This is a genomic window from Variovorax sp. P2_H12 (assembly GCF_056403395.1).
Window position 1 is genome coordinate 1 of the sequence record NZ_JBFUFO010000066.1, and the last position, 25,875, is coordinate 25,875.

General features: G+C 65.5%; 28 protein-coding genes and 4 pseudogenes. 8 read left to right on the top strand and 24 right to left on the bottom strand.

The window, feature by feature from the left end; genetic code table 11:
* The 22 genes and pseudogenes from AC1DYK_RS33330 to acs all read right to left on the bottom strand — a co-directional run.
* Nucleotides 1-213: pseudogene (locus AC1DYK_RS33330) on the bottom strand (ABC transporter permease); the annotation flags it as partial.
* A complete protein-coding gene (locus AC1DYK_RS33335; protein ID WP_478089283.1) occupies nucleotides 210-1,169 on the bottom strand; it encodes an ABC transporter permease in 960 nt (319 codons plus the stop codon). The gene AC1DYK_RS33335 and the pseudogene AC1DYK_RS33330, both read right to left, overlap by 4 nt.
* Nucleotides 1,170-1,331: 162 nt before the next feature.
* Nucleotides 1,332-2,264 (bottom strand): annotated as a pseudogene (locus AC1DYK_RS33340) (tartrate dehydrogenase); the annotation flags it as partial.
* A 239-nt stretch (nucleotides 2,265-2,503) separates the two neighbouring features.
* Nucleotides 2,504-2,908, bottom strand: a complete 405-nt coding sequence (locus AC1DYK_RS33345; protein WP_478170213.1) for a DUF2784 domain-containing protein — start codon at nucleotides 2,906-2,908, stop codon at nucleotides 2,504-2,506.
* A 17-nt stretch (nucleotides 2,909-2,925) separates the two neighbouring features.
* Nucleotides 2,926-3,117, bottom strand: a complete 192-nt coding sequence (locus AC1DYK_RS33350; RefSeq protein ID WP_286526486.1) for a 2-hydroxymuconate tautomerase — start codon at nucleotides 3,115-3,117, stop codon at nucleotides 2,926-2,928.
* Between the two features lie 11 nt (nucleotides 3,118-3,128).
* Complete coding sequence (dmpH, locus tag AC1DYK_RS33355) at nucleotides 3,129-3,917, bottom strand: 2-oxo-3-hexenedioate decarboxylase (RefSeq protein WP_478170194.1); 789 nt, start codon at nucleotides 3,915-3,917, stop codon at nucleotides 3,129-3,131.
* Nucleotides 3,914-4,960, bottom strand: a complete 1,047-nt coding sequence (dmpG, locus tag AC1DYK_RS33360; protein WP_478170195.1) for a 4-hydroxy-2-oxovalerate aldolase — start codon at nucleotides 4,958-4,960, stop codon at nucleotides 3,914-3,916. Before dmpG ends, dmpH begins: the two co-directional genes overlap by 4 nt.
* 10 nt (nucleotides 4,961-4,970) lie before the next feature.
* On the bottom strand, nucleotides 4,971-5,882 hold the full coding sequence (locus AC1DYK_RS33365) for an acetaldehyde dehydrogenase (acetylating) (RefSeq protein ID WP_478089277.1): 912 nt from the start codon (nucleotides 5,880-5,882) through the stop codon (nucleotides 4,971-4,973).
* A 13-nt stretch (nucleotides 5,883-5,895) separates the two neighbouring features.
* The gene (gene dmpE / locus AC1DYK_RS33370) at nucleotides 5,896-6,678 is read right to left on the bottom strand and encodes a 2-oxopent-4-enoate hydratase (RefSeq protein WP_478170196.1); all 783 of its coding nucleotides are present in this window, start codon (nucleotides 6,676-6,678) and stop codon (nucleotides 5,896-5,898) included.
* A 23-nt stretch (nucleotides 6,679-6,701) separates the two neighbouring features.
* Entirely contained in the window at nucleotides 6,702-7,526 is an 825-nt protein-coding gene (locus AC1DYK_RS33375; protein WP_478170197.1) for an alpha/beta fold hydrolase, read from the bottom strand.
* A gap of 13 nt (nucleotides 7,527-7,539) precedes the next feature.
* Nucleotides 7,540-8,994 (bottom strand): 2-hydroxymuconic semialdehyde dehydrogenase, encoded by a 1,455-nt coding sequence (locus tag AC1DYK_RS33380; protein WP_478170198.1) that lies wholly within the window; start codon nucleotides 8,992-8,994, stop codon nucleotides 7,540-7,542.
* A 10-nt stretch (nucleotides 8,995-9,004) separates the two neighbouring features.
* Nucleotides 9,005-9,937, bottom strand: coding sequence for a catechol 2,3-dioxygenase (locus AC1DYK_RS33385; RefSeq protein ID WP_478170199.1), 933 nt, complete (start codon nucleotides 9,935-9,937; stop codon nucleotides 9,005-9,007).
* Nucleotides 9,938-9,965: 28 nt separating this feature from the next.
* Nucleotides 9,966-10,307, bottom strand: coding sequence for a 2Fe-2S iron-sulfur cluster binding domain-containing protein (locus AC1DYK_RS33390; protein ID WP_478170200.1), 342 nt, complete (start codon nucleotides 10,305-10,307; stop codon nucleotides 9,966-9,968).
* Nucleotide 10,308: 1 nt separating this feature from the next.
* Nucleotides 10,309-11,367, bottom strand: a complete 1,059-nt coding sequence (locus tag AC1DYK_RS33395; protein WP_478170201.1) for a 2Fe-2S iron-sulfur cluster-binding protein — start codon at nucleotides 11,365-11,367, stop codon at nucleotides 10,309-10,311.
* Between the two features lie 19 nt (nucleotides 11,368-11,386).
* A complete protein-coding gene (locus AC1DYK_RS33400) occupies nucleotides 11,387-11,749 on the bottom strand; it encodes a phenol hydroxylase subunit P4 (protein WP_478089270.1) in 363 nt (120 codons plus the stop codon).
* A gap of 30 nt (nucleotides 11,750-11,779) precedes the next feature.
* A complete protein-coding gene (locus AC1DYK_RS33405) occupies nucleotides 11,780-13,375 on the bottom strand; it encodes an aromatic/alkene/methane monooxygenase hydroxylase/oxygenase subunit alpha (RefSeq protein ID WP_478170202.1) in 1,596 nt (531 codons plus the stop codon).
* Nucleotides 13,376-13,409: 34 nt separating this feature from the next.
* Nucleotides 13,410-13,706, bottom strand: a complete 297-nt coding sequence (locus tag AC1DYK_RS33410) for an MmoB/DmpM family protein (protein ID WP_478158355.1) — start codon at nucleotides 13,704-13,706, stop codon at nucleotides 13,410-13,412.
* 20 nt (nucleotides 13,707-13,726) lie between these two features.
* Nucleotides 13,727-14,722: an aromatic/alkene monooxygenase hydroxylase subunit beta gene (locus tag AC1DYK_RS33415; RefSeq protein ID WP_478170203.1), complete on the bottom strand. Its 996-nt coding sequence runs from the start codon at nucleotides 14,720-14,722 to the stop codon at nucleotides 13,727-13,729.
* Between the two features lie 45 nt (nucleotides 14,723-14,767).
* Complete coding sequence (locus AC1DYK_RS33420) at nucleotides 14,768-15,049, bottom strand: phenol hydroxylase subunit (RefSeq protein WP_478170204.1); 282 nt, start codon at nucleotides 15,047-15,049, stop codon at nucleotides 14,768-14,770.
* Nucleotides 15,050-15,306: 257 nt separating this feature from the next.
* Nucleotides 15,307-15,477: pseudogene (locus tag AC1DYK_RS33425) on the bottom strand (IS66 family transposase); the annotation flags it as partial.
* A gap of 79 nt (nucleotides 15,478-15,556) precedes the next feature.
* Nucleotides 15,557-15,649: pseudogene (locus tag AC1DYK_RS33430) on the bottom strand (hypothetical protein); the annotation flags it as partial.
* 170 nt (nucleotides 15,650-15,819) lie between these two features.
* Nucleotides 15,820-17,877, bottom strand: a complete 2,058-nt coding sequence (gene acs, locus AC1DYK_RS33435) for an acetate--CoA ligase (protein WP_478170205.1) — start codon at nucleotides 17,875-17,877, stop codon at nucleotides 15,820-15,822.
* 132 nt (nucleotides 17,878-18,009) lie between these two features.
* Here acs and AC1DYK_RS33440 point away from each other — a divergent pair, with 132 nt between their 5' ends.
* The gene (locus AC1DYK_RS33440) at nucleotides 18,010-18,432 is read left to right on the top strand and encodes an ACT domain-containing protein (RefSeq protein WP_478170206.1); all 423 of its coding nucleotides are present in this window, start codon (nucleotides 18,010-18,012) and stop codon (nucleotides 18,430-18,432) included.
* Nucleotides 18,433-18,523: 91 nt separating this feature from the next.
* Here AC1DYK_RS33440 and AC1DYK_RS33445 read toward each other — a convergent pair whose 3' ends face one another.
* Nucleotides 18,524-18,721 carry a CopG family transcriptional regulator gene (locus AC1DYK_RS33445; protein WP_478158356.1) on the bottom strand — a complete coding sequence of 66 codons (198 nt, stop codon included), beginning with the start codon at nucleotides 18,719-18,721 and terminating at the stop codon, nucleotides 18,524-18,526.
* A gap of 541 nt (nucleotides 18,722-19,262) precedes the next feature.
* The gene (locus AC1DYK_RS33450; protein WP_478158357.1) at nucleotides 19,263-19,460 is read right to left on the bottom strand and encodes a CopG family transcriptional regulator; all 198 of its coding nucleotides are present in this window, start codon (nucleotides 19,458-19,460) and stop codon (nucleotides 19,263-19,265) included.
* A 141-nt stretch (nucleotides 19,461-19,601) separates the two neighbouring features.
* Between AC1DYK_RS33450 and AC1DYK_RS33455 the strand changes: the two genes are divergently transcribed.
* The 7 genes from AC1DYK_RS33455 (at nucleotide 19,602) to AC1DYK_RS33485 (ending at nucleotide 25,728) form a co-directional block, all read left to right on the top strand.
* A complete protein-coding gene (locus AC1DYK_RS33455; protein ID WP_478170207.1) occupies nucleotides 19,602-19,814 on the top strand; it encodes a hypothetical protein in 213 nt (70 codons plus the stop codon).
* A 376-nt stretch (nucleotides 19,815-20,190) separates the two neighbouring features.
* The gene (locus AC1DYK_RS33460) at nucleotides 20,191-20,928 is read left to right on the top strand and encodes a hypothetical protein (protein ID WP_478170208.1); all 738 of its coding nucleotides are present in this window, start codon (nucleotides 20,191-20,193) and stop codon (nucleotides 20,926-20,928) included.
* Between the two features lie 44 nt (nucleotides 20,929-20,972).
* On the top strand, nucleotides 20,973-21,728 hold the full coding sequence (locus AC1DYK_RS33465; RefSeq protein ID WP_478170214.1) for a fused MFS/spermidine synthase: 756 nt from the start codon (nucleotides 20,973-20,975) through the stop codon (nucleotides 21,726-21,728).
* Nucleotides 21,729-21,800: 72 nt separating this feature from the next.
* Nucleotides 21,801-22,088, top strand: a complete 288-nt coding sequence (locus tag AC1DYK_RS33470; protein ID WP_478170209.1) for a ribbon-helix-helix protein, CopG family — start codon at nucleotides 21,801-21,803, stop codon at nucleotides 22,086-22,088.
* On the top strand, nucleotides 22,085-24,109 hold the full coding sequence (gene hyfB, locus AC1DYK_RS33475; RefSeq protein ID WP_478170210.1) for a hydrogenase 4 subunit B: 2,025 nt from the start codon (nucleotides 22,085-22,087) through the stop codon (nucleotides 24,107-24,109). Before AC1DYK_RS33470 ends, hyfB begins: the two co-directional genes overlap by 4 nt.
* Nucleotides 24,110-24,116: 7 nt before the next feature.
* The gene (locus AC1DYK_RS33480; protein ID WP_478170211.1) at nucleotides 24,117-25,064 is read left to right on the top strand and encodes a respiratory chain complex I subunit 1 family protein; all 948 of its coding nucleotides are present in this window, start codon (nucleotides 24,117-24,119) and stop codon (nucleotides 25,062-25,064) included.
* Between the two features lies 1 nt (nucleotide 25,065).
* Entirely contained in the window at nucleotides 25,066-25,728 is a 663-nt protein-coding gene (locus tag AC1DYK_RS33485; RefSeq protein ID WP_478170212.1) for a formate hydrogenlyase, read from the top strand.
* Nucleotides 25,729-25,875 lie beyond the last annotated feature (147 nt).

Sequence of the window (25,875 nt, forward strand, 5' to 3'; positions counted from 1 at the left end):
GCCCAGCCAGTGCCTGGCCGAGGGCGCCTGCATCTTGTTGGCCATGTCCATCTCGTAGGGCGACCAGGGCGTCCAGACCAGCGAGACGGACGCGGCCAGGATCAGCAGCAGGCTCAGGACGGCGCCGATCGTGAAGCTGCGGTGCTGCAACGCGCGGCGCCAGAAACCCGGCGCCTTGGGCGCGCCTGCGCCGGGAAGTGCGATGGCGCTCATATGTCGCTGGCCTTGATGCGCGGGTCGATCACGGCATACAGCACGTCGACCACGAAATTGACGAACACCACCAGCGCCGCCAGCAGCATCACGCAGTTGCGCACCACGATCAGGTCGCGGTTGCTGATGGCCTGGAAGATCAGCCGGCCCAGGCCCGGCAGGTAGAACACGTTCTCGATCACGATGGTGCCCGCGAGCAGCTCGGAGAACTGCATGCCCATCACGGTGACGACCGGAATGAGTGCGTTGCGCAGCACATGCAGCCAGAGCACGGCGCGCTGCGACACGCCCTTGGCGCGCGCGGTGCGCACGAAGTCCTCGCGCATCACCTCCAGCACCGCCGAGCGCGTGATGCGCGCGAGGATTGCGGCCTGCACCACCGCCAGCGACAGCGCCGGCAGCAGCAGCGCCTTGATGCCGCCCAGCACGCCCGCGGCGCCTTCGCCCCAACCGTCGAAGCCGCCCGCGGAGAACCACTGCAGCTTCACGGAGAACAGGAGAATCAGCAGGATCGCGAACCAGAAGTTCGGAACGGCGATGCCCACCTGCGTCAGGCTCATCAACCCGACGTCGCCGAGCTTGTTGTGACGCGCCGCGGCCGTCACGCCGACCAGCAGCGCCAGCGCCGTGGTGAGGCTCATCGCCAGCACCGCCAGCGGGATCGTGAGCGCAAGCCGTTCCAGGATCAGGTCGAGCACCGGCGAGCCGTAGGCGTAGCTGTCGCCGAGGTTGCCGGTCAGCAGGCCGCCGATCCAGTGCCAGTAGCGCGTCCAGGCCGGCTGGTCCAGGCCCAGCTTGGTGGCCAGCGCGGCCACCGCGTCGGGCGAGGCGTCCGGGCCCATGAGCATCTGCGCGGCATTGCCGGGCAGGATCTCGAGGACCAGGAAGACGATGACCGAAGCGCCGATCAGCGTGCCGACCAGCGTGGCCAGGCGCTTGAGAAGGAACAGTCCCATCTCAGTGCTCCACCACGTGATCGCGTGACCCGCGACGCATGAAACCGGCGCAGCCAAATGCCAGGGATACCGCGGAACCGGCTTTGCCGGGCCGCTGGTATCGCCCCCTCGAGGGGGAGGCGCCGCAGGCGCTTCGGGGGTGTTTCACACGCTGTCGCCGTTGCCCAGGTGGTCGAGCATCAGGGCGGCGGACCAGATCTGGCCGATCGGATTGGCCACGCCCTTGCCGGCGATGTCGGGCGCGGAGCCGTGCACCGGCTCGAACAGCGACGGGAAGCGGCGCTCGGGATTCAGGTTGGCCGACGGTGCGATGCCGATGGTCCCGGTGCAGGCGGGGCCCAGGTCGGACAGGATGTCGCCGAAGAGATTGGAGGCCACGACGACGTCGAACCAGTCGGGATGCTGCACGAAGTGCGCGCACAGGATGTCGATGTGGAACTTGCTGGTGGCGATGTCGGGATAGCGCTTGGCCATCTCCGCCAGCCGCTCGTCCCAGTACGGCATGGTGACCGAGATGCCGTTCGACTTGGTGGCCGCCACGAGGTTCTTGCGCGGCCGCTTGCTGGCGAGCTCGTAGGCGTACTCAAGGATCCGGTCGACGCCGACGCGCGTGAACACGGCCTCCTGGATCGCCATCTCGCGGGGGGTGCCTTCGAACAGCCGGCCGCCGACCGAGGTGTACTCGCCCTCGGTGTTCTCGCGCACCACGAGGAAATCGATGTCGCCCGGCTTGCGGTGCGCGAGCGGTCCGGGCACGCCCGGCATCAGGCGCACCGGGCGCAGGTTCACGTACTGGTCGAAGTCCCGGCGGATCTTGATCAGCAGGCCCCAGACCGCGATGTGGTCGGGCACCTTGTCCGGCGCACCGACGGCGCCGAAGTAGATCGCGTCGTGGCCCTGGATGTGCTCGGCCCAGTCGGCGGGCATCATCAGCCCGTGGCGGACGTAGTGGTCGGAGCCCCAGTCGAAATGGTCGAAGCCGAACTCGATGCCGAAGCGGCGGCCCACGGCGTCGAGCACGCGCAGACCTTCAGGCACGACTTCGATTCCGATGCCATCCCCCGGGACGACGGCGATTCTGTGTTTTCTTTGCATCGATCAAGCACCCGCTTCAAAACTGTTTCGATTCCGGCGCCCGCGAATGTGACGCGGGCATGACTCGAAGAAGTCTAGAACCCGGGCCGTGCGGCCCGATCGGGGTTGATACGTACTTTGCCTTGCCAAAATCAGAAGGCCATTGGGCGAGGCCTTCGAATGAAAGGCCATCTGAAAGCGGTCGCAAATGGGGGTTGGCCTTCTGTCTATTAGAAGGTCTTCCCGGGCCCGGGGGCCGCCTATTCGGGGGGCGACGACTCTTTCGCCGACCTCGCGGAGGCCGCCCGGGCGCGCCTCGCGAGAAGCAGCGCATAGACGATGCCGTTGAGCAGCGCAACCCCGACGCCCGCCGCGACCTGGGCCGGACGCGTCAAACCTTCCGGGTAGATCGTGCCGAGCAGGTAGTGGTCGATGAAGCCGCCGCTGTAGCCCGCCTCGCCGGCGCTGCGGCGCAACGCGATCTCGAGCGGCGTCAGCGGACAATCCCAGCCCGTCACCGCCACGCAGGCGGCCCAGGCGACTGCCGGGAGGTGCAGCCAGGCCAGCCTCGGCCAGCGCCAGACCAGCAGGCCGCCCAGCACCGCGAACAGGATGAACAGGCCGTGCAGCAGCAGCACGGCGTCGGCCAGCAGGCGGTCGGTCATTCCCATGGAAGGGAATGCTAACGCCCCAGGTCCTTGGCACTGACGCCGGCGATTCCCCAGTTTTCCTTGGGCACGTCGTGCAGCCAGACGCGCACGTTCTCCTTCGGCGCGCCGACCGCCTCGACGATCGCGTGCGTGACCTTTTCGATCAGCGCCCGCTTCTGTTCCTCGCTCCGGCCTTCGATGAGATAGATCTGTGCAAAGGGCATGCGCTTCTCCTTCAGACGAAGCGCAGGCCGACGCTGCCCATGCCCTGCACCTTGAGCAGCACCGAATCCCGGGCCTCGACCGCGACCGCCTCGGTGATGCCGCCCGACAGGATCAGCGTTCCGGCGGGGATCTCCTCGCCCCGGGCGCCCAGGTGGTTCGCCAGCATGGCGATCGCCGCGGCCGGATGGCCCAGCACCGCGGCGCCGGCGCCGAAAGCCACCGGCTCGCCGTTCTTCTCCAGCACGATGCCGACCGTGCGCAGGTCGATCTCGGACGCCGGCCTCGGGCGACCGCCGACGACGAAGCGCGAGGCGGAGGTGTTGTCGGCCACCACGCTCTTCAAGTCGAACTTGAAGTCGCGGTAGCGGCTGTCGATCACTTCGATGCCGGGCAGCACGAAATCGGTCGCCGCGAGCACCGCCCCGATGTGGCAGCCCGGTCCCTTGAGCGGGGCGCGGGTCACGAACGCGATCTCGGGCTCCACCTTGGGATGGATCAGCTCGGCCATGCGGCACTCGCCGCCTTCGGGCACGGCGTAGTTGTCGGCCATGAAGCCGAACACCGGCGTGGTGACGCCCATCTGCTTCATCTTCGCGTGCGAGGTCAGGCCGGCCTTGAGGCCGATGATGCGATGGCCGCGCGCGAGCTTGCGCCGCCGGATCTCGTTCTGGATGGCATAGGCATCGTCCCAGTCCATCTGGGGGTACTCGTCGGTGATCTTCGGCGTGTCCTGCGCATTGAGTTCGCAGCGTTCCAGGTGCTCGGCGAGGGCCGAGATCGTGTCGGGGTCGAGCTTCATGCCGCCACCTCCTGCGCTGCGGCCTTTCGGGCCCGTGCGAGCGTCATCGCCGTGTCCTCGATCATGTCTTCCTGGCCGCCGACCATGCCGCGCCGCCCGAGCTCGACCAGGATCTCGCGCGCCGGCACGCCGTGCTTGGCCTCGGCGCGCTTGGCGAACAGCAGGAACGACGAATAGACGCCTGCGTAGCCCAGCGTCAGCGAGTCGCGGTCGACCCGGATGATGTGATCCATGATCGGCACCACGCGGTCTTCTGCGACGTCCTGGATGCGGAACACGTCGACGCCGGTCTCGATGCCCATGCGGTCGCACACCGCGACGAAGACTTCCATCGGCGTGTTGCCCGCGCCCGCGCCCAGCCCCGCGGCGGCGGCATCGATCCGGTTGGCGCCCGCCTCGACCGCGGCGATCGAATTGGCGACGCCCATCGCCAGGTTGTGATGGCCGTGGAAGCCGAGTTCGGTGCCGGGCTTCAAGGCCGCGCGCACCGCGCCGATGCGCGCCTTCACGTCATCGGGAAGCATGTAGCCGGCGGAGTCGGTCACGTAGATGCAGTTGGCGCCGTAGCCCTCCATCAGCAGCGCCTGGCTCACCAGCTTCTCGGGGCTGGCCATGTGCGCCATCATCAGGAAGCCCACCGTGTCCATGTCGAGCTTGCGCGCCATCGTGATGTGCTGCTCCGACACATCGGCCTCGGTGCAGTGCGTCGCGACGCGCACCGTGTGCACCCCCACGCCGTGCGCCATGCGCAGGTGGTCGACCGTGCCGATGCCGGGAATCAGCAGCGCCGAGACCTTGGCCTTCTTCATGAGCGGGATCACCGCGCCCAGGTATTCCTCGTCGCTGTGGGCCGGGAAGCCGTAGTTGACCGAACTGCCGCCCAGCCCGTCGCCGTGCGTCACTTCGATCAGCGGCACGCCGGCTTCGTCGAGGCCGACGGCGATGTGGCGCATCTGGTCCAGCGTCATGAGATGGCGCTTGGGGTGCATGCCATCGCGCAGCGTCATGTCATGGACCGTGACGCGTTTTCCTTCGAGATTCATCGGGGGCCTCCTAGGCTGCAGCGGTTTCGGGTTGGCGTTCGCCGGCCAGCATCGCTTCGGCGAACATCTCCGCCGTGCGCGCCGCGGCGGCGGTCATGATGTCGAGGTTGCCCGCGTACTTGGGCAGGTAGTCGCCCAGCCCCTCGACCTCGAGGTAGATCGACACGCGCTTGCCGTCGAACACGGGCCCGTTCACGAGCTTGTAGCCCGGCACGTACTTCTGGACCTCGGCGATCATCCGGTGCACCGAGGCCGTGATGCGCGCGGGGTCGGGTTCGTCTTCGGTCAGGCAGTGCACGGTGTCTCGCATGATCAGCGGCGGCTCGGCGGGGTTGACGATGATGATCGCCTTGCCCCTGGCGGCGCCGCCGACCTGCTCCACCGCAGCGGCCGTGGTGCGGGTGAACTCGTCGATGTTCCTGCGCGTGCCGGGGCCGACCGAGCGGCTCGACACGGTCGCGACGATTTCGCCGTAGGCCACGGCCTGCACCTGCGAGACCGCGGCCACCATCGGGATCGTGGCCTGTCCGCCGCAGGTCACCATGTTGACGTTCATCGGCGCGTCGCGCAACTGGTCCTTCAGATTGACCGGCGGCACGCAGAACGGCCCGATCGCCGCCGGCGTGAGGTCGATCATCCGCACGCCGAGCGCGTTGAGCTTGCGCGAGTTCTCGGCGTGCACATAGGCGCTGGTGGCGTCGAAGGCGATCCGGATGTCGTCGGCCTGCACGTGCGGCAGCAGCCCGTCGACGCCTTCGGCCGTGGTCTTGAGGCCCATTTCGCGGGCCCGCAGCAGGCCGTCGGATGCGGGGTCGATGCCGACCATCCACACGGGTTCGAGCAGCGCGCTGCGCTGCAGCTTGGCCAGCAGGTCGGTGCCGATGTTGCCCGGCCCGATCAGGGCGCACTTGATCTTCTTCATGGGTGTGTGTCCTTCAATGAAAGCGAACCGAGCAGCCGCCGAGGCCGCCGATGGAGACGCGGAAGTTGTCGCCCGCGGCGGCGGGGAACATGGCGGCCAGCGCACCCGACAGGATGACCTCGCCGGCCTTGAGTCCGATGCCCAGCTTGCCGAGCGTGTTGGCGAGCCAGGCGACCGCATTGACCGGCGAGCCGAGGGCGGCGGCGCCGGCGCCGGTGGCGATGATTTCGCCGTTCTTCTCGAGCACCATGCCGCAGGTGCCGAGGTCGATCCGGCGCGGATCGACCGCGCTGTCGCCCAGCACGAAGACGCCGCAGGAGGCGTTGTCGGCCACGGTGTCGGCGATCTTGATCTTCCAGTCCCGGATGCGCGAGTCGACGATCTCGAAGCACGGCATGACGCATTCGGTGGCCGCCAGCACGTCGGCGTTGCCGATGCCCGGCCCCATCAGGTCGCGCTTGAGGAGGAAGGCGATCTCGCCCTCGGCCTTGGGCTGGATCAGCGTGCGGCTGTCGATGGATTCGCCTTCGCTCACGATCATGCCGTCGAGCAGGTAGCCGAAGTCGGGCTGGAAGACGCCGAGCATGTTCATCACGGCGCGCGAGGTGACGCCGATCTTCTTGCCGACGATCCGCTCGCCGGCATCGAGCCGGCGCGCGATCATGCGCTGCTGCACGTGGTAGGCATCCTCGATGGTGATGCCCTCGTGGCGGTGGGTGAGCGGCTCCACGACCTGGCGGTCGCGCAGCGCGGCGTAGAGCTCGTCGCCGAGCTGGTGGATGAGTGGGGTGTCCATGATGGGCATGTCGTTGAGATGAATCAATCGGCCTCGGCGAGGAAGTCGCCGACCAGCCGTGCAAAGCGGCCGCTGTGCTCGATCTGCGTCCAGTGGCCGCAGTGGCCGAACACGTGCAGCTGGCTGTTCGGAATCCAGTCGGCCAGGGTCAGCGAGGTGGCGAGCGGAATCACCTGGTCCTCGCGGCCATGGATCACCAGCGTCTCGTGCGGCACGGCGCGAATCGCCGCCTCCGGGCTCGCCATCGCGTCGACCCAGCGCTGGCGCGGCGCCGGGAACATCGCGCCGAAGGATTCCTGGAAACCAGGGCGGACGCTGGCCTCGTAGCGCAGCTGCGCCAGCTCGTCGCTGACCAGCGAGCGGTCGTGCGCGAACACGTCCATGATGCGGCGCATGTTCTCGAACGAAGGCGTGTAGCCCCACACGGCGTCGAGCCCTGGCGTGATCGCGAAGGGCACGCCGACGCTGCCCATCAGCACCAGCCGGCGAACCCGGTGCGGCGCCCGGATCGCGAGCGCCAGCGACAGCGCGCCGCCGAACGAGTTGCCCACCACGTCGGCGCGTTCGATGTCCAGCGCATCGAGCAGGTCGAGCGCCTGCCGCACCCAGGTGTCCATCGTGTAGGCGATGCCCGATGGACGGTCGGTGTAGCCGAAGCCGGCCATGTCGGGTGCGACGACGCGCCGCGTCTTCGCAAGCTCCGGCATCGCGAGGCGCCAGTTGGCCCAGGCGCTGACGCCCGGGCCCGAGCCGTGGATGAAGAGCACTGGCGCTCCCTCCCCCAGGTCGTGCACGTTGGTATGGAAGGCGCCGGTGCGCACGCGCTGCCTGATCTCCGGATTGCTCATGGCCGCCCGTCCCTCAAAGCTTGATGCAGACATTGCGCAACTCGGTGTAGAACTCGAGCGAGTGCACGCCGCCTTCGCGGCCGATTCCCGAGGCCTTGGCGCCGCCGAAGGCGGTTCGCAGGTCGCGCAGGAACCAGCTGTTGATCCAGCAGATGCCGACCTCGATCTGTTTCGCCATGCGGTGTGCCCTGCCCAGGTTCTCGGTCCATACCGTGGTGGCGAGGCCGTAGTCGGTGGCGTTGGCCAGCGCGACGGCTTCTTCCTCGGTGTCGAAGGGCGCGATGTGGCAGCACGGGCCGAAGATCTCCTCGCGGATGACCGCGGCCGTCTCGGGCAGGCCGGTCCAGATCGTCGGCTGCACCCAGTGGCCTTCGGCCAGCGCGCCCTTCATCTGCGGCACGCCGCCGCCGGTGACCACGGTGGCGCCTTCGTCCTTCGCCTTCTGGTAGTAGGAGAGCACCTTCTGCCGGTGCTCGCGCGAGATCAGCGGCCCGAGGTTCACGCCCGCTTCCTCGGAGGGCCCGGACTTCAGCGCCTCGGCCTTGGCCTTCAGCGCGGCGACGAAGCGGTCGAAGATCGGCCGCTGCACATAGACGCGCTCGGTGCCCAGGCAGACCTGCCCGCAGTTCTCGAACACCGAGCGCGTGATGCCGGCCACCGCCTTCTCGAAATCGGCGTCGGCGAAGACGATGCCCGCGTTCTTGCCGCCGAGCTCGAAGGACACCGGGCGCACGCCTTTCGCCGCCGCGGCCATGATGGCTTCGCCGGTGCGGGTCTCGCCGGTGAAGGTGATGCCGTCGACGCCGGGATGGGTCGTGAGGAACTCGCCGGCCGAGTTCGGCCCGAAGCCGTGCACCACGTTGTAGACGCCGGGCGGAATGCCGACCGCGTTCATCACCTCGCCCAGCAGCGTGGCGGTGGCCGGCGTTTCTTCCGACGGCTTGACGATCACGGTGTTGCCGCAGGCCAGCGCCGGCCCGACCTTCCAGGTCATGAGCAGCAAGGGCAGGTTCCACGGGCAGACCACGCCGATCACGCCCAGCGGCGAACGGATCGCGTAGTTGAGCGCCTGGCCGCCGTCAGGCGTGGTGGTCTCGAAGGTCTCGGTCGGGACGTTCTTCACGATGTCCGCGAAGACCTTGAAGTTCGCCGCGCCGCGCGGGATGTCGACGTGCGAGGCCAGCGCATGCGGCTTGCCGGTGTCGGCCATCTCGGCCGCCAGGAAGTCGTCGAAGCGGCGGTTGATCTCGTCGGCCACGGCATGCAGCAGCTCGACGCGCCGCGCCACGCTCATGCGGCCCCACTCGCCCTGGAGCGCCGCACGGGCCGCGCGCACGGCCGCATCGACCTCGGCGGCGCCGGCTTCGTGGACGCGGCCGAGCAGCCGGTTGTCGGCCGGCGCGCGGTTGTCGAAGGTCTTCGAGGTGGCGACGAAGTCGCCGTTGATGAAGTTGAGGTAGTTCTTCACGGCCGATCCTTCAGGTCACCACGGAGAGGAAGCTCTCGTTGAGCTTGCGGTCGTGATAGAAGATCGCGCGCCCCAGTTCGTCGTCGGTCCAGGTCAGCGGCGGCTTGTCCGGGTAGAACACGTAGCCGCCCGAGAACACCTCGTTGCGGTTGCCGCTCGGGTCGAAGAAGTAGATCGTCTCGCCGCGCGTGATGCCATGCCGGGTCGGGCCGATGTCCAGCGAGACGCGCTTCTTGGTGATGATGTCGGCCGCCTTGAGCACTTCGCCCCAGTTGTCGAGCAGGAACGAGGCATGGTGGAACTTGTTCTTCTCCGGATGGCGGATGAAGGCGATGTCGTGCGGCTTGGTCGAGCAGGTCAGGAAGGCGGCGATCGCCATGCGCTCGGGACCGGCCACCACGCTTTCGGCCAACGCGAAACCCAGCACTTCGGTGAAGAGCTTGATGGTGCCGTCGAGGTCGTCGCCGTACAGCAGGCAGTGGTCGAAGCGCGAAGGCGCCATGCCCTTGAGATCGTCCGGGGAGATCTCGGGGTTCTCGTAGGGCATGCCGTTGCCGACCTTCTCCTTCTCGGCAAAGAGCTCGATCGAGTGGCCGGTCGGCACCGTGAAGCGGAAGCGCTTGCCGGTCCGCAGGTGCTCGCCGGCCGCGATCCATTGCATCTCGGTCGCCAGGCCGCTGGTCTTGAGGTCGGCCGCCAGCTTCTCGAGCGTGGCGGGCGTGTCGACCCGGAAGCCCATGAAGTCCATGCCGGCCGTGTCGGCCTCGCGCAGCACCACGCTGTGGTGGTCGTGCTCGTCCCAGGCCTTCAGGTAGATGCGGCCTTGCGCGTCGCGCGCGGTTTCGATCAGGCCCAGCACGTCGCGGTAGTGCTTGAGGGCCGCTTCCAGGTCGAGCACGCGCAGTTGCACGTGGCCCGGTCGCAGTACGCCAGTGAGTGCCATGGGGAGTCTCCTTCAGGTGGTTGGGGTTTCAGGTGGGGGGACGGGGAATCGTGAAATGGCGCTCGATGCAGCGCGCCATCCTGGCGACCGCCTGCAGCTGCAGGTCGCTCTGTGGGTAGGCCCGGCACGCGAGCACATAGCCTGCGGCCTCTTCGTCGGCGCTGATGTGGCTGCGGCTCATGCGCTCGCAACGCGTGCGGCCGGATTCGATGCGCACCTTGCAGACGCCGCAGCCGCCGCCGCGGCAGCCGACCGGAATGCCCTTGCGGCCGAGCTGCTCCATGCCGCCGAGCAGGGTCTGGTCGGTGCGGCAGGCATAGCGCTCCTGCGTGTTGCCGATCGCGACCGAGAAGCAGAGGGCCGGTTTCATCCTAGAGCGCCTTGAAGAGCGGGCTGCGCGGCGCCGCGGTGGCGGCGTCGGCGGCGGTGAAGAACTTTTCGGTGTAGATGTCGCGCTCGAACAGCCGCCCCTGCATCAGGGTCGAGATGCAGGCCTCGGTCATCGGCGGCGGACCGCACAGATAGGCCTTGTGGCCGCGGAAGTCGTTCGCGAAATGCGCCTTCAGCGCCTCGTGCGCATAGCCGCGTGCGCCGGTCCACTTGGCATCGGGCGGCAGGTCGGACAGCACGGGCACATAGCTGAAGTTGGGATGCCGCTCCGCGAGCGCCTCGAAGACTTCGCTGAAGTACAGCTCGTCGGGATTGCGCGCGCCCTGGATCAGGGTGATCGGAAGCCGGCAGCCTTCGTTCAGCAGGTCCAGAATCATCGACTTGGGGCTCGACAGGCCCGATCCACCGGCCACGAAGATCATCGGCAGCTGCGCTGACTTGCGCACGAAGAAGCGGCCGTTCGGTGCCGTGAAGCGCAGCCGCTGGCCCACCTGCAGCTCGTCGTGCAGCCAGCCCGTGGCGCGGCCCTCAGGCACGCGGCGGATATGCAGCTCGATCAGGTCTTCATGCGGCGCATTGGCAATCGAAAAGGCGCGCTCGCCCTCGACGCCGGGCACATGCAGCATGACGTACTGGCCGGCCTGGAAGGCGGCGGGCTTGCCGGTGCGCAGCCACAGCCCGCGGATCGTGGGCGTCAGCATGCGTGCCTCGACCAGCTCGGCGTCGAAGTCTTCCAGCGGCAGGAACTGCGCATCGGGGTCTTCGTCGATCTCGGCCTCGATCACCAGGTCGCCCTGGGCCAGGGCGCAGCAGGCGAGGATCTTCCCTTCGTCGCGCTCGAAGTCCATCAGCGCGAAGTTGGACGACTCGCCGTGGTCGCACTCGCCTTCGAGCACCTGCACCTTGCAGGTGCCGCAGACGCCGTGCCCGCAGGCGTGAGGCAGCCACACGCCGGCGCGCAGGCAGGCGTCCAATACCGTCTGGCCCTCGCGGGCGGCAATGCCCTGCCCCAGCGGCTCGATCATGATCTGGAAGCTCATGGCGATGTCCTTCGCGGGCTCAGCTGTGCGAGCCCTTGATGCCCTTCAGGCCGGGCACGCGGAAGCGGATCACGGACTTGTGGACCAGGCCGTTGTCGGCCAGCGACTTCGCCGGGTCGGGCACGAAGCGCTTGCCCGAGTCGAACCACTGCGCCTCGGCCCAGTCGATCTTCTCGAAGTCGGGATGGCTGCCGTAGACGCCGGGCAGCACGTCGCTCAGCAAGGCGCCGAACGGCATGGCCGCGGGCAGCGGCAGGCACACGGGCGCACAGAACAGCAGGTGGTCGTCCCAGCCGATGTAGAGCAGGCGGTTGCCGTGGAAGCGGTCTTCGCTGTCCGCGACGGTGCCGGTGTAGCCGGGGGCGAGTGCAACAACTGACATGGGGTTCTCCTGTGTCGGGTTCGATGAGGTTCAGGCAGCCTTCGGCTGCGACGGCTGCGACGGCTGCGTGGACAGGTCCTGCCCGGTCCAGCGCTCCCAGTTCGCCTTGTCCGGCGAGGTGTTGAACTCGCCGTTGTCCGCGCCGGCCTCGATGTGGTAGTACTTCAGCACCGCGGCCAGCGGGTTGAAGCCCGGCACCGTCGGGTCGGTGCCTTCGGGGAAGCAGTTGCCCTGGTAGATCTGGTGCACCGGCAGCCAGGCCTGCACATACTTCTCGGGCTCGCCGTCGAAGATGTCCTTGCAGCCGTCCGAGCAGAAGTGATGCTTCATGCCGTGGTAGGTGCTCTCGCGATAGCAGATCCTGGTCGGGTCGTCGGGCTCGGTGAAGGCCATCGGGATCTGGCAGGTCTGGCACAGCATCGGCAGCGTGTTGTTGAACCAGCGCTTGCCCTGCTGCTCCTGCTCGGCGAGCCATTCGAAGCGCGGGCGGTACATCGTGTCGAAGGTCTCGGGGTACTTCTCCGAGAGCCAGTCCATCTCTTCGGGCCGGGGCACCCAGACGTTGAAGTTGGCGGCGTGGCCGTAGTTGTTGAAGATGGCCCAGGCCTCGTGCGAGATCCGGCTCTTCTCCTTCGACGCCACCTCGTGGTACTTGGGCAGGCGGATGCCGTAGCGCGCCAGATCCTGGAACAGGGCGCCGCCGTTCTTCTCGAAGTACATCTCCCAGGCTTCCGACCAGCTCATTACGCGCTTGGGCAGCATGTAGTCCATCATCATCGCCACCAGGGTCAGCAGCCGGTAGCCGCGCCAGAACCACTTGTCGACCCACTTCTGCACGATCGGCACGTTGTCCGGGTCCTGCTCGAGGATGAACTTGACCACCTCCAGGCCCAGCGTCATGTGGCGCGACTCGTCGCTCTGGGCCGAGAAGCCGAAGGTCACGGTCGCCATGTCGCCGTTGTAGGCGGCGCCGCTCATGAAGGGCATGAACAGCAGGTTGGTCAGCACGTACTCGAACGAGAACGAGATCGCGGTGATGAACTCGAAGGGGCCGGCGCTCATCGCGTCTTCGAAGTAGCTCTTGGGCACCGAGAGGTACCAGACCCGGTCGTGCATGTGCTGCGGATCGTGCAGCCCGTTGGAGAACTTGTTGAAGTGGCTGATGGTGTGGAACTGCGTCTGCGCATGGCGCAGCTCGTCGATCGACTGCATCTGGCAGGCCACGCGCGCACCCACGCCGCGCAGGGAACGCCCGGCCATGGCATAGCCGCGGTGCGCCGCGTATTCGAGCGGCGACACGCCCGTCAGGAACAACTTCAGCGTGTTCAGGTAGCGCGGGTCGCTGATGTTGAACTGGCCGTTGTTCTGCTGGAAGGCGTCGATGATCGCGTAGAGCTTCTTTTCCTTCTCGCCCTGGAACTTCCAATAGGCGTCCATCGTCAGGCGGAACGGGTCTTCCCACTTGTCCCAGTCGTGGATCTTGATGCCCTCGAACTGGTCGAAGGGGAAGACGTCGTCCATCGACTGGTAGGTGGTGTCCCAGCCGAGGCCGCGGGTCATCATGGCGTAGCGTTCCTTGAGGCCGAGGCGGGCGGCGGGGCGCTGCGAGTGGTCTGCTTGGGTCATGGCGTGTGTCCTTGAATGCGGTGATGCGGCGCGCTCAGGCGCCCCAATGGAGGATGAATTCGTCGTCGGTCTCTTCGATGCTTCCGGACAGCGAGATCAGGCTCAGGTGAATCTCCTGCAGGTCCCAGCGCCGCCCGACGCGCTCTTCCACGGAGGCCCGGCGGATCACCAGCCGGCCGGGCGAATCGATCTTCACCATCGCCGGGTAGTCGACGACGGTTGCATCGGGGTTGTCGGCCACGATGGCCTCGACGATGGCGCGCGCGGTCTCGCTGGTCTGCAGCGCGATGAAGACGGGCGGGCGGGAAAGTTCTGCGGTGGCGTTTGTCATTCGTGGCTCCTGGGTGGTCTTCAAGCGGCGATGCCGAGGCGTGCGGCGCGGGTGTCGAGTTCGGCGGCGACGGCGCGCAGCGCCTCGGCGCCTGCAGCGCCCAGCGCCAGCGTCGACAGCGGCCCGAGCGCATCGACGATCTGCTCGCGCCAGCTCAGGTACCAGCTCGCGAGCTGCGCCTTGTTGGCCGGCGATTCATCGGCCGCGGTCTTGACCGTGGCATCGACCCAGCGCAGGTTCTCGTCGAACCAGTCGTTCTGGAACTCGGTGAGCATCCCCAGCGCATTGCCCGTGGCGGCGCTGCGCTCGTTCACGTAGCGGCGATAGACCAGTGGATACAGCAGGCCGTCGAAGACCAGGTTCTGCGCCACGAAGACCTCGAACCAGTCGCGCGTGACGAAGAGGTTCTCCATCAGGCGGCGGACGCCCTGCCAGGCCGGATGCGTGAGCCAGGCCTCCTTGCCGGCGTCCAGCGCCGAGCCGGAGTTGCCGTCGAGCTGCAGGCCGATGCGCGACAGGTACTGCGCGATGCCCAGCCGGTCCATGGCGGCGAAGATGAAGGGCTGGGTCACCGCCGTGCCGTAGCCGTAGCCGCAGCAGTAGCTGTGGTTCATGTTGGCGCCCCACTCGTAGTGGCGCAGCGGCACCAGCACCTGCTGCAGCGACTCGCGGGTGCCCGCATCGGCCTGCGCCAGCAGCCGGCGCTTGTCGGCGAACTCGAACTGGCGGTCGGCCCCTTCCTGCTGCCGCGCACGGGTCATCGTGTAGACGCCGTAGTAGTAGTGGCGCGGATCCTTGAAGCTGTACCAGTCGGCCATGACGATGGCGGTGCGGCGCTTGTCGTAGAGCTCGTACTCGGGCGCCCACAGCGGCCGGTAGTGGAAGTTGGCCGTCGGCTGCATGTCCAGCGTGGCTTCCTGGTAGCGCGAGGCCGGCTTGTCGCCGAGCCGCCGCGCCACGTGCGAGAAGGTCTGCCGGATCGGCCGGATGTCGGTGGTCTTGATGTCGACTTGCACGGGATGTCTCCTCTGGGTGGGGTCGGGGGTTCAGGGGCTGGGGGTCTAGTGATCGACGCCGGGCGTGCCGTAGCGCCACTTCATGCGCTCGAAGTCGAGCCGGGCGCCCTCCTCGGTCGTCAGGTGGCGCACCTCGTGGCGCTCGCAGAATTCGCGGAACTGGTCGAACTGCATGACCAGCTCGACCGCCAGCTCGGGGTCGCCGATGGCGAACTCGAACTCGACGAAGCGCGCATCCCGCGTGCCGGTGACGCGCACGAAGCACGGCTGCCCGGTCATCGCGCTGGCACTGCCGCTGTGCCTGTTCTGCCTCGTCGAAAGGGTCACTTGTTCAATCCATCAAATCCGGGGCAGCAACAGCGCCGCCCCGGCCTTTAAGGGCAACGGGCGTGCCAGCGCCGCTAAGTGATTGATTTGTATGGACCCGACCGGCGAGGTGGCCGGCCGCTCCGGGTTGTCCCGGATGATGGGTTGATCATTTGCTGCGGTGCAGCTTGATCAAATGGTGAAGTCACCCGGATCGGGCCTGGTTTTGGGAAATAGAGCAGTTCCCTGGGTGAATTGTCCGTAAACGCGGCGAACAATCATCTTGACGAGGACCGCGCATGCGGCCAGTGTGCGCGAGATGGCTGTTCAGCCCTGCTGCCAGCGATGCGGCGATAGGCATACGGATCGTGCCCGTTGAGCTTCGCTGACTGGATCAAGCTCATGACGGCAGCGGAGCGTTGACCGGCACGCAAGCTCCCAGCGAAGAGCAGCCGGCGGTAGGCGCTCACGGTCGTCCAGCGCAGCGGGCGCAGGGTGTTCGGGCGCGAGCCGATAGTCGGGCAGCAGCATCGGCATCTCGTTGCGGCGCGCGAGGTCGAAGCAGGAATTGCGAGACAGCGCCGACAGGTGGACGCAGAACGCGCCACCATGCAGGTACAGCGCCGCGCCTTCACCGGCGCGCTCGCGTGACCTCGCATCGTTCTACAGCCACACGGCGGGCCATCGATAGCGAATCCGTCGAGGGAGTTAAGCCAATCGTGTCGGGCCGCATGGCAGACCTTAGTTCACGTATTTCGGAGCACGGCCTGTTCGCGCGCGACAAAACGCTTCTATTGAGCCAACTCCCTGATCCGGTCGACGACCTCCGGATTGGCGAGGGTGGACACATCGCCGGGATCCTGGCGGTTCGAAATCGCTGCGAGCACGCGGCGCATGATCTTTCCCGAGCGCGTCTTGGGCATGTCGGGAACGACGATCACCCGGCGCGGACGAGCAATGGCGCCGATCTCGGACACCACCGATGCCGAGATCCGGTCGGCGATCTCCGCGGAAGGCGCCAGCCCCAGCTTCAACGCGACATACAGGTCGGGCACCTTGCCCTTGACCGGGTCGGCCACCGGAACCACGGCCGCCTCGACCACCTCTGGCACGAGCAGCGCTGCCGATTCGATTTCCTTGGTGCCCAGGCGGTGGCCGGCGACGTTGATCACGTCGTCGATCCGACCGAGGATGCGGTAGTACCCGTCGGCCGACTGCACCGCGCCGTCGCCCGTCAGGTAGGGCCAGTCGCGCCAGTCTTTGCTCTTGGGGTCCTTGCAATAGCGCGAGTAGTACTGGCGCACATAACGCTCGGGGTCCTTCCAGATCGTCTGGAAGCCACCCGGCCAGGGATTGCGGATGCAGATATTCCCCGCCTTGCCCGAACCGCTGGCGAGCTCCTTGCCCCGATCGTCGTAGATCACCGGATGAATGCCGGGAATCGCGGGCCCGGTGCTGCCGGGTTTCATCTGGTGGATGCCCGGCACCGTGCTGCAGAGGAAGCCGCCGGTTTCGGTCTGCCACCAGGTGTCCACGATGACGGCTTCGCCCTTGCCGACCATGCGGTGGTACCACTTCCACACCTCGGGCTCGATCGGCTCGCCAACGGTCGTCATGTGCTTGAAGTGGTGGTGGTATTTCGCCGGCTCGTCGGGTCCGTCGCGCCGCAGCGCGCGGATTGCCGTGGGCGAGGTATGGAAGATGTTGACGTCGAGTTGTTCGGCGATGCGCCAAGGCCGGCCGGCGTCCGGATGGGTCGGAACGCCTTCATACACGACCGTTGAAGCGGCGAGCGCCAAAGGGCCGTAGACGATGTAGGAATGGCCCGTGATCCAGCCGATGTCGGCCATGCACCAATACACGTCCTCGGGGTGGATGTCCTGTATGTATTTGGATGTCCAGGTGACGTAGGCGAGGTAGCCGCCGATCGAATGTTGGCAACCTTTCGGCCGTCCGGTGGTGCCGCTCGTGTACATCAGGAACAGCGGCGCCTCGGCCGGCATCGGCATGGGCTCGACACGCTGGCCGCGGAACTTGCCGAGCAGCTCGTTGACGATGAGGTCGCGCCCCTCGACGAGCTGTGTGGCGCTCGAGGTCTTGCCCGGGTAGCGCTGCCAGACCAGGACCTGGTCGACCTGCTGGCCGAGGCTGGCGGCCTCCTTCACCGCGATGTCGGCCTTTTCCTTGTGATCGATCAGATGGCCGGCGCGGCAGTACGCGTCCATCGTGATCAGCACGCGGCTCTCGGAATCCCAGATGCGGTCGGCGCAAGCCTTGCCGCTGAAGCCGCTGAACACCTGCGAGTGGATCACGCCGAGCCGCGCGCAGGCGAGCATGGTGATCGGCAGTTCCGCCACCATCGGCATGTGCAAGGTCACGCGGTCGCCCGCCTTGAGTCCGCAGAAGTCGCGCAACAGCGCCGCGAACTCGTTGACGCGGACGAACAATTCTTGATAGGTCAGGTGCTGTACCTGCTCGCTCTCCGGCTCGGGCACGAAATGGATCGCGGTCTTGTTCTTGTGTTTGACGAGGTGACGATCGACGCAGTTGTGGCAAGCGTTGATCCTGCCGCCGACGAACCAGCGCCAAAACGGCGGGTTGCTGGCGTCGAGCGTCGTCTGCCAGTACTGGTACCAGTCGAGAAGGTCCGCGAATTCCTTGAAGCACTCGGGGAATTTGTCGAGGCCAAAACGCTGGAAGACGCCGGCGTCGGTCAAATTGGCTTGCGCGATGAACCGGCTGGGGGGCGCGACGTAATCCTCTTCCGGCCAATGCACCGCGATTTGTGCCTCGGAGACATCGACAGTCAACTGCTTGGCGGGATGGCGAGGCGATCTGCGTTCAGTCATGGCGGCGACTCCTTTTTCGGGCAGGTCGAATTCCAAGAAAAAAACCTACACCACGGCGCCAGAACTTGTCAACCCGGCGGTTATGGCCTAGCCTCTGACTGACACGTCAGCAGCGAAAATGGAGGACCAATCATGGATCTTCTCGTGGAACGTACGGATGTATGGGCAGCGACCATCCAGGACCGACCCGGCGGCCTTGCCGAGGTGCTGGATACGCTGCGCGAAGCGGGGGCCGACCTGCAGTTCATCATTGCGAGGCGGACGCCGGACAAGTCAGCGACGGGAGTCGTCTATGTCACGCCGCTGCAGAACGACCGTGAAATCCGTGCGGCGGCACAGGTGGGCTTCAACGTGACACAAAGCCTTCACTCGGTGCGGATCATGGGTCCGGACCGCCCGGGCATCGCCTCGGAATTGACGCAAAAGCTCGCTGCAGGAGAAATCAATCTTCGCGGCTTCTCGGCCTCCGTGCTCGGCAAACAGTTCGTGGCCTATATCGCGGTCGACTCGCTGGGCGACGCCAACAAGGCGATGGAAATCCTGTCGAAGGTCTGAGATCGCGACGACGGGTCCGGCGCCCGAAATGCGATGGCGCGTGCGGGTCGCCAGCACCGTTGGCGCATGCTTGCTTCTGGGCCTGGCTAAGTCAGCGTTCGCGGGCCTTGGCGCTGTCAGTCCGGACCCCGCTCGGCACGAAGCTCACTCCATGATGGACCAAATAGTCCCGAATCAGGCGTCGCACCACTTGAGACGGTGTCACGTCCTGTTGTGCACAAAGTGTTTCGAAGGCCTGTTTCTTGGCAGGATCAATCAGGACCGTAAGGCGGGCAGTCTTAAGCTCCATGATGACTCCAAATATGTTAATTTTATGTTAATTTGACAAACATACAAGGCAACCTGGATTGGAGCAACGTTCAGAGGGTTTGCCAAGCGCGTGTGATTCTTGGGGACCTACGTCGTGCACCGCCTGATGGTAATCAGTAAACGACATATCTAGAATGTGTCCGCCGTTTTGAATTGCAAGCGGGCCTTGCCAAAACGGCGCCGGCAAACTCTTTTCCCGAGGTGCGGTCGAGATGAATCAAAGCATCGAGGACCGTCCCGACGTCGCCCGGGGATCACGCAAAAATGCGGGTGTCTCACCAAAACTTCCACCATGGTCGTGGCAGGGCTTCTTTCCGTTGCGTGGCAGATGCGAGTGGCTGCACCTGACTTTCTTGGATCCGTTGGCGTCGGCGCTGCTCAGCTTCGAACGCCTGTGCAACACCAAAAGCAAGCTGCTCGCCACGTGCCGCACGCGCGCGCCACCTCCGGGCCAACTCGGCGAGTCGGTCGTCGTCAAGGTCGTTCGGTCTCGAATGCATCTGCGCAGTCGTCGTCGCCGGTCAGGGTCTCGTGGCGACTTCCTCCTCCCGCTCCAGACCGCTCGGGATGAAGGTCGCGCCGTGGTGAGTCAGATAGTCGCGAATCAGACGTCGTACGACCTGCGAAGGGGTGACGTCCTGGCGGGCACACAACGCCTCGAAGGCCCTTTTCTTCGCCGGATCGATCAGCACCGTCAGGCGCGCTGTCTTAAGCTCCATCGGATCTCCCACATGTCAGTTCAATGATAATAATAGTATCATTTAGTGCAATCTGGGTTGCACACCAAGGCGGGCATTTCCGATTCTGCTTGGTCGGGATCCTGGAGCCCTTCACTTGCATTGCTTCGATGATTTCTGCGTATGGCACGCGGCACGCGATCCGCGTCGCTGATGCGCGTCGGCGGCTATGAGCAGGACGGCATCGAGGTGGGCGTGCATGCGGGGGGAGTGATCGTGCTGTGGGTCATGCCGGTGCTGGGCTTCAAGCTGGTGCAAGGCCCACCGTCATCGCGCTGGGCTCACCTGCCCGAGCCGACCGTCAACGTCCCGCAGCCGATCGCCCCGACACGCTGACGTGGATCGGCATGGTCCCGGGTGGGCTCGTCCTGGCGATCGAAGCGCTGATCTGGCCGCGAGCGAGGGCAACGTCCGAGCCTGCTGCGAGCCACGTCACTTGGGCCTGCGGCTATGGCGCACCGAGCCCCCGCATGCAGTACACCGGCTCGAGCGTCTCGTCCGACTTCAGCGCCCGTTTTCGCGGCGCGACGTCAAGGCGATGGAGTTCGGGGACGACGCGCTCATGCGGGACCGTCACAGTGTCAGACCCTTGGCCCCACTCGTCGATCATGATAATGCGCTTATCATTGCAATTACATGATAAACGCATTACATTTGCTGGCTCAGCGTCGAGAAATCGCGTCCCCTGCTTGTCTTGCGGAGGCTCGAACCCGTGGAGTTCGATCGTCCGACTCTGGTTGCCGTGCTCGCACCGACGGTGGTTGGAGCCGACAGTGCACGCCGATACGACAGCAAATCCACTTCGTTCGAAGGTTTTGAAATGCGCACGCGCCGCGGTTTGCGGGATCCGAAGTGCTATGCACGGCGGTTTCCCGACGTCCTGGCATCGATCGACACCTTCGAAGAAACCATGATCTGGCTGGACGCGGCGAGCTATGCCGCCAGCGATCCACGCGAGGTCGAAGCTGCCTGTCAGCAACACCCCAAGTGGCGGCTGCGGTGCGTGCGGTACGAGGGGAGCGACGCCAACCTGTTGGACTTGGCCGGACTCATTCGGGCCACCGAGCCGGCCGACCCATTCCCCAAAACGCTCATGCGCGATTGCTTACTGGAGATCATCTGGCAGATTCTGAAGAACGACGTTGATTTGGATGGAGGCCAAATTGACTCAACTTCGCAGAAGGGAGACGACGTCGCGACGCTGGACCTCGGATTGGATCGAAAGGTGGTGGTCACTTTGCTCACGAACATCGCCTCGACGGACGTCGTACGTCGAGGGGTGCTGGCACACGACAGGATGATTGCCCCGAACAATGACGGGACACATTGCCTTCTCGTGCTGCCCGATCTCCAAATCAATCAGCCGATGGTCCTGACTCCGCGCGTGGTGATCACCGACATGGACGTCGATCGCATTCGGGCCTCACTGGTGCTGATGGCCAAGCGCTGACACCCGAGCTCCTCAATCAAGAATCAAGAAATCCGACCTTGCCCATGTCCGATAGCCCCGTGCCTGCGCACCACATCAGGCCCTTCATCTACGAGAACGCAAATTCCAAGGCCCTCCACTTCAGTATCAGCGACATTCAAAGCTGCATGCTGATCGACGATCCCAATGCGCTGGCCCTCGAATACACGCGCACGATGATGGGATTTCTCCTTTTCAGGCCGCAGCCGCGAAGCATCGGGATGGTCGGATTGGGCGGTGGATCGTTGGCCAAATTCTGCTATCACCATTTGCCCGGCGCCCGAATCCAGATTGCCGAGATCAATCCGCTGGTGATCGCATTGCGCGATGAGTTCCACATACCGCCCGACGACGTACGCTTCTTCGTTCTTCAAACCGATGGGGTGAACTTCGTGCGCCGTGGTCCAAGTCGTTTCGATGTGTTGGTCGTCGACGGCTATGACCTTGAGGGACTGCCCGCCCGCTTGTGTTCTCAAGGCTTCTACGACGATTGCCACGAGACGCTCGACGCCGACGGGATCATGGTGGTCAATCTGCAGTACGGCGACCCTGAAAACGATGAGCACCTGGCCCGCATCCGTCGAAGTTTCGACGGCTCGGTCCTGGTGGTCGAAGACGGCGAGCTGAGCCATAGCATCGTGTTCGCCTGCAAAGGTAGTGCACTAGAGACATACCCGTTGAGAGCAAATCGCCGGCCGAAAGGCTTGGACCCTGCTGCCGCCACCCAGTTGCTCGCGGGGTTTGCGCTGGTCGCATCCGCACTGAAAGACCAACGAGGCTAAGGTTTCGTGATTTGCATGGCATTCATGTACCATGTGTTGCGGGTACTTATCGCATTGCCATGCTGAGGATCCATGGAGTTCAAAACTGCACGGCTGACGCTGCTCATTGATCCGAACAAGAAGGAAGCCTTCGAGCAACTTTGTGCGCTGCAGGATCGGACAGCATCGCAGGTCGTGCGGCAGCTGATCCGTGACTACCTCGCGCAGCACGGTGTCCACGACATGGCGCGCGACGTGACCGCGAGTGAGCGCGCCCCCTCCTCTGACAAACCGGCGCCGCGAACGAAGTCTGGCTCTCCGGAGGCTGTTCATCAGCAGCCAGGCAGCGCGCTGCGCACCCCAAGGCCGCCTGAGTCATGAGCAGCCTGCCCTCCATCACGCAATGGATCCATCTCGACTGGATCCTCGTTGTGGCGATGGCCTGGTTGTTGCTGGGAATCGCTGGGATCTTCGCCCTGCATCGATTCAGCCTGGTCTCCCAGGCGCTCTTCCCCGTCGGCGCGCTACTCGGGTTGGCGCTCTTCGGTCTGGCCCTGGACGCGCTGCTTGGCTCCCCCGAGGTCGCCGTGTTACCCATCGGACTCCCGGCATTGCCGTTCCATCTCCGCCTGGACAGCCTGTCGGCCTACTTCCTGATGGTGGTGGGTGGCGCTTCAGCCGGAATTTCCGCATTTGCGGCTGGGTACTTCCGCAAGGGCGAAGGCACACCTCCCGGCCTGTTGTGCTTGGAGTACCACGTTTTCCTGGTCAGCATGGTGGGGGTGATCCTCGCCGATGATGCGTATTCATTCATGGTGATGTGGGAGACGATGGCACTGTCATCGTTCTTCCTGGTGACCGCGAACCACCGCATGGCTGAGGTGCGCAGTGCCGGCTATCTCTACATCACTATGGCGAGAATCGGCGCAATCGCCGTCCTGCTGTGTTTCGGTGTGCTACAAGCCAGCACCGGCGACTACACCTTCGCCAACATGCGTGCCCAGGCCCTGTCGCCGCTCTGGGCCTCGGCCGGCTTCCTGCTCGCCGTGTTCGGGTTCGGCGCCAAGGCTGGCATCCTGCCGCTGCATGTCTGGCTGCCCGAGGCCCACCCCGCCGCGCCGTCCCCGGTCTCGGCCATGATGAGTGGGGTCATGCTCAACACGGCCATTTACGGCCTGTTGCGCGTATCTTTCGACTTGCTGCACACCCGCATGTGGTGGTGGGGCGGGCTGCTGCTCGCGGTCGGTCTGGTGACAGCTCTGTTCGGTGTGATCTTTGCGGCGGTGCAGACCGATATGAAGCGGCTGCTGGCCTATTCGTCGATCGAGAACATGGGCCTGCTGTTCGTCGGCATGGGCCTGGCATTGATTTTCTCGGCCTATGGCATGAAGCCGATGGCCGCACTCGCGTTGACAGCGGCCCTCTATCATGTCGCGAGCCACGCTTTCTTCAAGAGCCTGCTTTTCCTCGGCACCGGCAGCGTGCTTCATGCCACTTCCGAGCGAAACCTCGGCAAGCTGGGAGGCCTGATCCGGACCATGCCCTGGGTTGCCTGGCTCATGCTCCTGGGCGCGCTGACCAGCGCCGGCTTGCCGCCGCTGGGCGGCTTCGTGTCGGAATGGTTGCTGCTGCAGAGCTTCCTCTTCACACCGGGGTTGCCGCAACCGTTGCTGACCATGCTGATTCCGGTGGTCGCCGCGCTCATCGCCCTGGTGGCCGCGCTGGCCGGCTACACGATGGTCAAGTTCTTCGGCGTCATCTTCCTTGGGCAGCCGCGCGAGGACAAGCTCGCCCACGCCCACGATGCCGGTCGCTGGGAGCGTGTGGGGATGGTGTGGCTGGCGCTTGGCTGCACCGCGCTCGGGCTGCTGCCAACACAGTTCATTCAGTTGATCGACCCCGTGACTCGGCAGCTTGTCGCGTCGGGCCTCGGAGCCAAGGTCGCAGCCAACGGCTGGCTGTTGGCGCCCAACAGCCTCGAGCAGGCCAGCTATGGCCCCGTGATCTTCCTGCTCGGCATCCTGGGAAGCTTTGCACTCGCCTACCTGCTTGTGCGTAGGCTCTACCACGGCCGCGTGCGTCGCGGCCCGCCCTGGGCGTGCGGCTTCCCGTGGGGCACCGCGCGCATGCAGGACACAGCCGAAGGCTTCGGCCAGCCCATCCGTCAGATCTTCGAGCCCTTCTTCCTGATGCGGCGCGATCTACCCACGCCCTTCGACGCCGAGCCCCACTACCGCGTGACGGTCGAGGATCACTTCTGGCGCTGGCTCTATGTGCCCATCGTCGACCTGGCGGCGTACCTCGCGCGACTGGTCGGCCTGATGCAGCAAGGGCGAATCTCGGTGTACCTGCTGTACAGCTTCCTGACGCTGGTGGCCACGTTGCTGGTGGTGATGCGATGAGGTCGCCATGAACTTCACCGGCTTCATGTCGCAGTTGCTGGAGATCGTCATCGCGATCGGCCTGGCGCCGCTGCTGACCGGCTGGGTCAACATGTGGCGCGCCTGGCTCCAGAACAAGTCCGCGCCCAGCCTCTGGCAGCCCTACCGGATGCTGCACAAGCTGTTCAACAAGGAGTCGATGGTCGCCCACCACGCATCGCGGCTGTTCCGCGTCGCGCCCTATGTGATCTTCGGCTGCATGGTGCTGGCCTGCGCCATCATCCCCATGCTGTCGACCGATCTGCCGTTGGCACCGGCGGCGGATGCGATCGCCCTGGTCGGTCTGTTCGCGCTGGCGCGGGTGTTCATCTCGCTGGCCGCCATGGACGTCGGCACCGCGTTCGGCACCATGGGTGCGCGGCGCGAGATGCTGGTCGGCTTCCTTGCCGAGCCGGCGCTGCTGATGGTGCTGTTCTCGGCCTCGCTGATCTCCAAGTCCACCTCCCTCACCACGATCGTCGAGACGCTCGCGCACCGCGAGCTGGCCATCTATCCCGGCCTGGCCTTTGCCGGGGTGGCATTCACGATGGTGTCGCTGGCCGAGAACGCGCGCGTCCCGGTCGACAACCCGGCCACGCACCTCGAACTGACCATGATCCACGAGGCGCTCATCCTCGAGTACTCGGGCCGTCACCTGGCACTGATCGAATGGGCGGCCAGCCTGAAGCTGTTCGCTTATTCGTGCATCGGCCTGGCCCTGTTCTTCCCCTGGGGCGTGGCCGAAGCCCAAGCCCCGCTGGAGATGCTGCTGGCGTTGCCCGTGTTGATGATCAAGCTGGCCGTGGGCGGCTTTCTGCTGGCCACGCTGGAGACTGCCAGCGCCAAGATGCGCATCTTCCGCGTGCCCGAGTTCCTGGCCACCGCCTTCCTGCTGGCGGTGATCGGCATGCTGGTGCAACTGCTGCTGAGCCAGTGACATGAGCAGTGCCATCCTGACCCAATTCGTCAACCTGCTCGGCGCGGTGCTGCTGATGCTCGCCTTCGCGATGATCTCGCAGCGGCGCATCTTCACGCTGATTCACCTGTTCACGATGCAGGGTGCAGCGCTGGCGCTCGCGACCGCCTTGGTCGGCTATGCCACCAGCCAGCACCACCTGTACGTGTCGGCCGGGCTGACCCTGGTCCTCAAGGTGCTGCTGATCCCGTACCTGCTGCACCGGGTCATCGACCGTCTCGGTATCCGCTGGGACGTCGAGACGCTGATCAACATCCCGACGACGATGCTGATCGGCATCGTGGTCGTGATATTCGCGTTCAACCTGGCGATTCCCATCTCCCAGCTGTCCTCGGCGCTGGCCAGCGGCACGCTGGGCATCGCGTTGGCCTGTGTGCTGCTGTCGTTCCTGATGATGATCACGCGAGCCAAGGCGGTTCCGCAGGTCATCGGCTTCCTCGCCATGGAAAACGGCCTGTTCTTTGCCGCCACATCGGCCACCTATGGCATGCCGATGGTGGTCGAGTTCGGCATCGCGCTGGACGTGCTGATCGGCGTACTGATCCTGGGCGTGTTCATGTTCCAGATTCGCGAACAGTTCGACAGCCTGGACATTCGCCATCTCGAGAAGCTGAAGGAAGACTAGGATGAAACACCCCCGAAGCGCCTGCGGCGCCTCCCCCTCGAGGGGGCGATACCAGCGGCCCGGCAAAGCCGGTTCCGCGGTATCCCTGGCATTTGGCTGCGCCGGTTTCATGCGTCGCGGGTCACGCGATCACGTGGTGGAGCACTG